Genomic DNA, 7,684 nt, shown 5'->3' on the forward strand with positions numbered 1-7,684 from the left:
CCAGATCAGCCAGACCCCGCCCGCCAGCGCGACAGGCAAGGCGGCCAGAATGATCGCGACTTCGGTCATCCGGCGGAAGGCCATGAACAGCATCAAGGTGATCGTCAGCAAGGTTGCAGGCGCCACAAGGATCAGGCGATCGCGCACCCGTTCGATGTATTCGTACTGCCCTGACCACGCGATGGAATAGCCCGTGGGGAGGGTCAGTTCCTGCTCGACCGCCTCGCGGGCCTCGGCGACATAGCTGCCCAAGTCACGGCCCGCGATGTCGATAAAGACAAATCCTGTGCGCCGCGCATTTTCGGACCGGATCATGCCGGGGCCATCCACGACGGCGATATCGGTGACTGCCCCAAGGGGGACATGAGCGCCGGATTTGGTCACGATGGGCAGATCGCGCAGGGCTTCGGGGCTGTTCCGCCAGTCCTGCGGGTAGCGCAGGTTGATAGGATAGCGCTCCAGCCCTTCGACGCTCTCGGCGACCTGCATGCCGCCGATAGCCGTTTGTACTACCATCTGGACATCGTTCACCGACAAACCATAGCGGGCCGCCGCATCGCGATTGACGTTAATCTCAACAAACCGCCCGCCCACGGGACGCTCGGCATAGGCCGAAGCTGTCCCTTCGACCGCGCCAACGATACGCTCGATCTCGACGCCGATGCCTTCGATTACGGACAGGTCAGCGCCAGTGATCTTGACCCCCACGGGGGTCTTGATGCCAGTGGCCAGCATGTCGATCCGGTTCTTGATCGGCTGAATCCAGACGTTGGTGACGCCGGGCACCTGAACGATGCGGTCCAGCTCGTCGCGGATTTTCTCCATCGTCATGCCGGGGCGCCAATCCTCTTCGGGTTTCAGCTGGATCGTCGTTTCAATCATGGTCAGCGGCGCGGGGTCGGTCGCGGTTTCGCCGCGCCCAAGTTTGCCGTGGACGGTTTTCACCTCTGGCACGGTTTTGATCAGGCGGTCGGTCTGCTGCAGGACCTCGCGCGCCTTGCCGATGGACACACCAGGATAGAGCGACGGCATGTAAAGGAAATCGCCCTCTTTGAGTTCGGGCATGAACTCGGTCCCGATCCGCTGCATCGGCCACCACATAGAGGCGACTACGACCACCGCCATTGCAGACGTAGCCCAAGGCCAAGCCACCGCGGCATCCAGAAAGGGGCGGTAGGCCCAGATGCACAGACGGTTCAGGGGGTTGCGATCCTCGGCCAAGATGCGACCACGGACGAACCAGCCCATCAGCACCGGAACCAGCGTGATGGACAAAATACAGGCCGCCGCCATTGCGTAGGTCTTGGTAAAGGCCAGTGGTTTGAACATCCGGCCTTCTTGGCTTTCCAGCACGAACACCGGCAGGAAGCTGACCGCGATGATCGCCAGCGAATAGAACAGGGCAGGGCCGACTTCGGAGCAGGTTTCAGAGACGATCCGCCAACGGTTTTCCGGCGTCAGCTTTTCGTGTTCGAGCCGTCGGTGCATAGCTTCGATCATTACAATCGCAGCGTCCACCATCGCCCCGATGGCGATGGCGATTCCGCCTAGAGACATGATGTTCGCGTTCACCCCTTGCAGACGCATCACCACCAGCGCTGCCGCAATCCCCAAGGGCAACGACAGCACGATCACCAGCGACGAGCGCATGTGCAGTAGGAACGCGCCGCAGACCAGTACGACGACGATGAACTCTTCGGTCAGCTTGTGCTGCAGGTTTTCAATTGCGCGCTCGATGACGCCAGAGCGGTCATAGGTGGTCACGATCTCGACCCCTTCGGGCAAGGACGGGCGCAGCTCATCCAGACGTGCCTCGACTGCGCGGATCGTGGCCAAGGCGTTGCCGCCCCAGCGCATGATCACCACGCCGCCAGTCGCATCGCCCAAACCGTCGAATTCCCCAACGCCACGGCGCATTTCAGGACCCATTCGCAACTCGGCTACATCGCCCAAGGTCAGGGCCGCCCCACGCGCATTGATCTTGAGCGGAGCTTTGGCCAGCTCGTCCAGCCCGCTGACATAGCCGGTGGCGCGGACCATGAATTCGGCCTCGCCCATCTCGATCACGCTTCCGCCGGTTTCCTGGTTTGCGGACTGGATCGCGCTGCGTACGTCGGTCAGCGTCAGGTCATAGGCGCGCAATTTGTCCGGATCGATCACCACCTGATACTGGCGGACCATGCCGCCGATGGTCGCCACTTCGGACACGCCATCAATGGTCTGGAGTTCATACTTCAGCCACCAGTCCTGCAAGCTGCGCAGCTGCGAGATGTCGTGATTGCCAGTCCGGTCGATCAGCGCGTACTGATAGATCCAGCCCACACCAGTGGCATCGGGGCCAAGCTCTGGCGCCACGCCATCAGGCAAACGCGAGGTGATCTGGCCCAGATATTCCAGCACACGAGACCGCGCCCAATAAAGGTCGGTGCCCTCTTCGAAAACCACATAGACGTAGCTGTCCCCAAAGAACGAAAAACCGCGCACATCCACTGCGCCTGGGACGGCCAGCATGGCGGTCGCCAAGGGATAGGTGATCTGATCCTCAATCACTTGGGGGGCCTGCCCAGGATAGGGCGTGCGCACGATCACCTGCACTTCGGACAGGTCGGGAATGGCGTCCACGGGGGTAGTGCGCAGAGCCCAGATGCCAGAAGCCCCCAACACCAGTGCAAAGAGCACAACGATAAAGCGGTTCGCGATCGACCAGCGAATGACAGCCCCGATCATTGGCCCAAATTCCCTGCTTTAGGTGCGCCGACCTCTTGCAGGATCAGCGACATATCCGGCTGGCGTGCAAAGCCCAGAGCAGCCTCTTTGCCGATGGGCAGGGCGGCGAGATCGAGATCTGCGCTGACGGCAAAGTCCATCGTCATGCCGGGCATGCCGATCGCCTTCATCGGGCCGTGAGTGATGCTGGCCATGCCGGTTGCGGGATCAATGGCATTGATGGTGCCGACCGCCTCGATCAACGGCGCTGGCGCAGTGGCCTCTGCCAGTTTCAGGCTCATGTCGGGGCCCTGTTCAAAGACAATCGGAACCTCTTTGCCAATCGGCACCGTCGCGGGGTCAAGTCCATCGACCAAAGCGAAATCCATCGTCATCGCGGGCATCCCGATGGCCTTTAGCGGGCCATGAGAGATGGTCGCCATGTTGGTTTCGGGATTCAGAGCCGTAATGGTTCCCGTCGCCTCGATCCGGCGGGCAGCGGGCGTGGCATCGGCCATTGGTTCGGCGGGGGCGCCAGCGGCACGAACCGCCGCGATGGCGAACATGCCATCGGCATCCTTGGTCAGGTCGAATTCGACGGGAACGTTCAGGGGAACAGTGGCGGGGTCCAGATCGACGACCTCCATATCCATCGTCATCGCGCCCCAGCCCAAGGCGGGGATCGGATCGTGCGACATGGTCAGGCGCCCATCCGGCGTTACCGCCGAAGCGATGCCGCGTCCGGTGGCCGCGACGCCGTCATCCCCAGTCAAGGAGCCGATCCACAACTGGCCATCGGAGCCGCGATGCAAGGTGACTTTGACCTCGGCCCCGACCGTGACACCGTCGAGCATCACGTCCTTGGCCAAGGCAAAGCTGGTCTGCATGGCGGGCCAATCCAGTTCGGTGATCGCGTCGTGATGCAGCACCAGTTTGCGTACCTCGGCGTCCCCTGCGACCACCACACCAGTGGCCATCGCAGGGGCCTGATCGGTGGGGGCCATGCGCATCATTCCCGCGTTCAGAACACTTTCACTGTCAATCAGGAATTGGGCCGAGGATACGACCTCTTCGCCCGCGACAAGGCCCTGGACGATCTCGGTCCGGCCACCTGCGCCAAAGCCGTCACGCAGGCCCGTTGTGACCAGGCGGGGGGCAAAACGGCCCTCTCCGGTGCGCAGGATTACCCGCTCGGCGCGGCCCGTGCGGATCACAGCCTCGGAGGGGACGGTTACGGCCAGATGGCGGTCGGTGTCCTCTAGCAGGACCGTGCCGAACATTCCCGGACGCAAAGACCCATCCGCGTTGTCAAAGACCAGACGCACCGGCAGCGTTCTGGTCCGCAAATCTAGCTCGGGATAGATGTAATCGACGGTGCCTTTGAGGACGGTTTCCGGCAAATGTTCAAACCGCGCTTCGGCCCGCATCCCTTCGGACAGGCGGCCCAGATCGCGCTCGAAGACCTCGGCGATCAGCCAGATATCGGTCGGATCGGTAAGGGTCAGCGCCCGAACGTCGGGTTTCAGGTACATGCCCTCGGCGGCCTCTAGAGCAACCACCACTCCGTCTTGGGGCGCGTAAATTGCGATGTTGCGCTCGGCCTGACCGGTTTGGGAGATCCGTTCGATCTGCGCGTCCCCCATACCCAGGCTGCGAAGACGGTTTTTCGCGATCTCGACAATCCGCGTGCCGGGTTCGCTTTCATTGATGCGCACAAGCTCCGCAGTGGCAGAACCGACCTCGGGTGAGAAGAGTTCAAACAGCAAATCGCCCTTGGACACTGTGTCGCCAACGGCGCGCACGTCCAAGCGTTCGATCCATCCCTCGACGCGCGTGTGGACATGTGCGGTGCGATGTTCGTTCCAATCCACAAAGCCGACCGTCCGAATTTGCGAGGAAATCTCGTCAGACGTTGCCAAGGCCGTCCGCACCCCGATCGCGTTGATCTCGGCCGCGTCCATCCGGACTTCGGCGGGATCACTGGAGGGTTCATCGCCTTCGTAGACCGGAACCAAGTCCATGCCCATTGGCGATTTCCCTGGTCCGTCGCGCCTGAAGTTCGGATCCATGGGCGCAACCCAATACAGAATTGCGGGTCCCCCGCTGTCGGCTGACGGCGCCGAGAAATACAGTCTTTCCATGGCGACGCCGCCACCAAGACCGACCCCCAACGCCAGAATGGCGAGGGCAGAATAACGTCCTTGCATGAGATGCCTCTTGTGCTTTTGACAGGCCGCAAAGCGGCCGAGCAAACCCCGCATCCACAGATGCGCAGTCTCTATTGTCCGGACGGCGAGCGGCTGGTGCCACTTCGCCCCCGATCAGCTCAAGAAGCGTGGAGGTCGTTCTAGTGCCGCGCCGTCACGAGACGGCACGCTTGATTGTGTCGCAAAGGTGCGCGTCACGAAGACGACAAGATGGACGCCAAGATCAAAACTCAGCGTCACGTCAAAGCCCGCACAGCAGACCGAGCTCCCGCAGTCTGCACTTGCGGTGTCATTCTGGTCTGCCGGAACAGAGTGATGATGGGCATGAGCGCCTTGCAGCGGAGTGACACTCGGGACATGGTGCATGACGTGCGTCAGCGCCGCCGGTTCGGAAGCAGTCGCGAACGCCTTGTGTGGAAAAGCCTGCACAGCAATTGCCAGCAGCAAGGCAACGACTGTCAGCCGTATGCCTAACTGGCCAAGCCGAATTATCGGCAGCAAACGGTGGCGTAAAAGCATCTCCATAGAAGACAGTGATCTTAAAAACAGATAGGAGCGCAAGAGCTACGTCGGTGCGCAGGCACACATCACGATAACAATTGCGCGAAACGCATTTGCGAGATGCTGATCTTCGTCTCCCACTAGCTTCTCTTTTGGGCTCAAACTCCGAAAGCGCGCAGCCCCATCCACAACCCCATAAAGATCATCATCAGGTTTTCCGTCAAAGAAACGAAGCCAAGCGGAACGTTCGAACTACCGCCCACGCAGGCGCACTTCAGCTCACGTTTATCGATATAGACAGCTTTGAATACACTGACCGCGCCGACGGTGCCGATGAACAACGCCACCGGAGCAGACAGCCAGTTCAGCACCCCTGCAGTCATCAAAACCCCAGCCAAGGTTTCGCCGAACGGATAGAGCTTGCTGTAGGGCACCCACCGCCGGGCCAAGAGGTCGTAGTTCAGGAACATGGTCGAGAATTTCTCGATGTCTTGAAGCTTCTGGATCGCCAGAACCGACATCGACAGCGAAACGAACCACTGGAACGCCTGCCAAGAGAAGACAGTCCCGTAAACTCCAAGCGACAAACCCAACCCAAGCAACGCGCATACCGAGAAAATGGCAATCACAGGCGTGTAGCTGGTATCGCTCTGCTGGCCCTTGGGCGGGTCAATCCCGAGGAAAATGCGCAGATCGTCATAGCCGCCAATCCGTTCTCCGTTGATGAATGTCTGTGGCGTGGTTTTCACATCATGCTTTTCGCGAAAGGCATCGGTCTCTTCGCGGGTTTTCAAATGATGATCCTCGATGGTGTAGCCATTCCGCTCTAGTAAGTCCTTGGACTTGAGGCCGAACGGGCAAAGGTGATCCGGCATCACCATGCGGTACAGGACGGCTTTCTTTTCAGGTGTCGTGCTCATGACGGGCCTCCTTTACTGGGTGCAGGTGTATTGGCCGCGGAAACCGGCAGAGTATTCGGGACCAGCGCTGATGATCAGATCGTGCAGGTCGCTGTCTTCGGTGGGGCGCACCTCGGCCGTGATCGGCGCGGCGGAATACCCCTGTGCGTCTCCTCCAAGGCGCACCAGATCGCCGCTGATTTTGACCAAGGCATCCTGGTCGGCTGTCACAAGGACTGGCGGGCTTGTCTCTGTGTAGGTGAATTGGCAGGTGGCACCTTCAGGAAATGCCAGATCGATCGCTTCAGGCGTCAGGAATTCCGGATCGACCTTTGCCACCACTTCGCTTGCCAAAGCGGTTTGTGCGTCCACCAACTGCGGAATTGTCTGGCCTACGTCTGGTTCTGCCTCGCCATTCGCTGCGATGTCAGCAATCAGATAACGCATCTCGGCGATCTCTTTGTCCTGTGCGTAAACGATATCGTCGGCCAGTATGCGCACTCGCGGGTCCGTCAACTCAGCGCGCGACGAAGTCATGATCGCGATCGAGTGGTGAGGGATCATCGCCCGCATGTAGGAAAGGTCCTGCACGGTAATCTGCGACCGCACCAAAAACAGCGCCCCCGCAAACACGATGATCGATCCAGCAAAAATACCGATATTCATCGCTCGATTCCGATACATCCCAAGCATCCATGCAAGCATCACGAGCGCCATCGCAGCGCCCATGACGATCGCCATGTAAAGCCGGGTTTCAGAGAAAAAGACATGCCCCCACAGATAGGTGTTCAGGTACATGAGCCCGAACATCACCACGGTCGAGGACGCGATCATCAGGAAAAAACGGGTATAGGCCAAAGCAACATCTCCAATCTGTCACTGACCTAACAACCTTCCACCGCAGGAGGGTTCCAATGAAATCGATCGATGAACCTAGCTTTTGGTCCAGCATGGGTGTCCGCTTCTTCAATGGAGAGGACTGCGAGAGCAAAGGCTGAGCTACGCTTCAAGCACGAGCATGAGACGAATAGTTTTGCCCGCTTCTGCTTCAGAAATAGAGCGATTTACGAGAGCCTTGAATGTCCGCAATCCGCCCTGCCGACAGGTGAGGCGATCCGATGCGGGTACAAAACGAATGTCCATTTTGGGCTGAGAGCGGACTTGCGGCGGCGCAGCGCCAGAAGCGTATCCTCACAGTCGTCAGACGTCATTCCGGCCCGTAGCTGCCCTTGGCTACCACTTCCAAACGATGCAATGTGGTCCGCCATTGCGGCCGTTCGTGCATAACGCAGCGTCGCTGTCCCTCGAATGACAGCAGAGCCAGACGACGCCGATGGTCGCGTCCTTATCGTCTGACTGTTGTCTGAGATG

At 59.9% G+C, this 7,684-nt stretch carries 5 protein-coding genes; 1 reads left to right on the plus strand and 4 read right to left on the minus strand.

What is annotated here, in order from left to right:
* Positions 1-2,727: efflux RND transporter permease subunit (locus tag BM225_RS21035; protein ID WP_092465483.1), on the minus strand; the 2,727-nt coding region annotated here is incomplete at its 3' end.
* Positions 2,724-4,913 carry an efflux RND transporter periplasmic adaptor subunit gene (locus tag BM225_RS21040; RefSeq protein WP_245780575.1) on the minus strand — a complete coding sequence of 730 codons (2,190 nt, stop codon included), beginning with the start codon at positions 4,911-4,913 and terminating at the stop codon, positions 2,724-2,726. The genes BM225_RS21040 and BM225_RS21035, both read right to left, overlap by 4 nt.
* 210 nt (positions 4,914-5,123) lie before the next feature.
* Between BM225_RS21040 and BM225_RS21045 the strand changes: the two genes are divergently transcribed.
* The gene (locus tag BM225_RS21045; protein WP_092465484.1) at positions 5,124-5,387 is read left to right on the plus strand and encodes a hypothetical protein; all 264 of its coding nucleotides are present in this window, start codon (positions 5,124-5,126) and stop codon (positions 5,385-5,387) included.
* A gap of 185 nt (positions 5,388-5,572) precedes the next feature.
* Here the strand turns inward: BM225_RS21045 and BM225_RS21050 are convergent, their stop codons facing one another.
* Both BM225_RS21050 and BM225_RS21055 read right to left on the minus strand, forming a co-directional pair.
* Positions 5,573-6,334 carry a glutaredoxin gene (locus BM225_RS21050; RefSeq protein ID WP_276326974.1) on the minus strand — a complete coding sequence of 254 codons (762 nt, stop codon included), beginning with the start codon at positions 6,332-6,334 and terminating at the stop codon, positions 5,573-5,575.
* 12 nt (positions 6,335-6,346) lie between these two features.
* A complete protein-coding gene (locus BM225_RS21055) occupies positions 6,347-7,171 on the minus strand; it encodes a DUF305 domain-containing protein (protein WP_218157091.1) in 825 nt (274 codons plus the stop codon).
* Positions 7,172-7,684 lie beyond the last annotated feature (513 nt).

The sequence above is a fragment of the Donghicola eburneus genome (genome assembly GCF_900115865.1).
Classification (GTDB): domain Bacteria; phylum Pseudomonadota; class Alphaproteobacteria; order Rhodobacterales; family Rhodobacteraceae; genus Donghicola; species Donghicola eburneus.

What these genes read in the sequence shown, in the direction of transcription:
- BM225_RS21050 (WP_276326974.1), bottom strand. Translation starts at nt 6,334, where the DNA reads ATGAGCACGACACCTGAAAAGAAAGCCGTCCTGTACCGCATGGTGATG.
- BM225_RS21040 (WP_245780575.1), bottom strand. Translation starts at nt 4,913, where the DNA reads ATGCAAGGACGTTATTCTGCCCTCGCCATTCTGGCGTTGGGGGTCGGT.
- BM225_RS21045 (WP_092465484.1), top strand. Translation starts at nt 5,124, where the DNA reads ATGGACGCCAAGATCAAAACTCAGCGTCACGTCAAAGCCCGCACAGCA.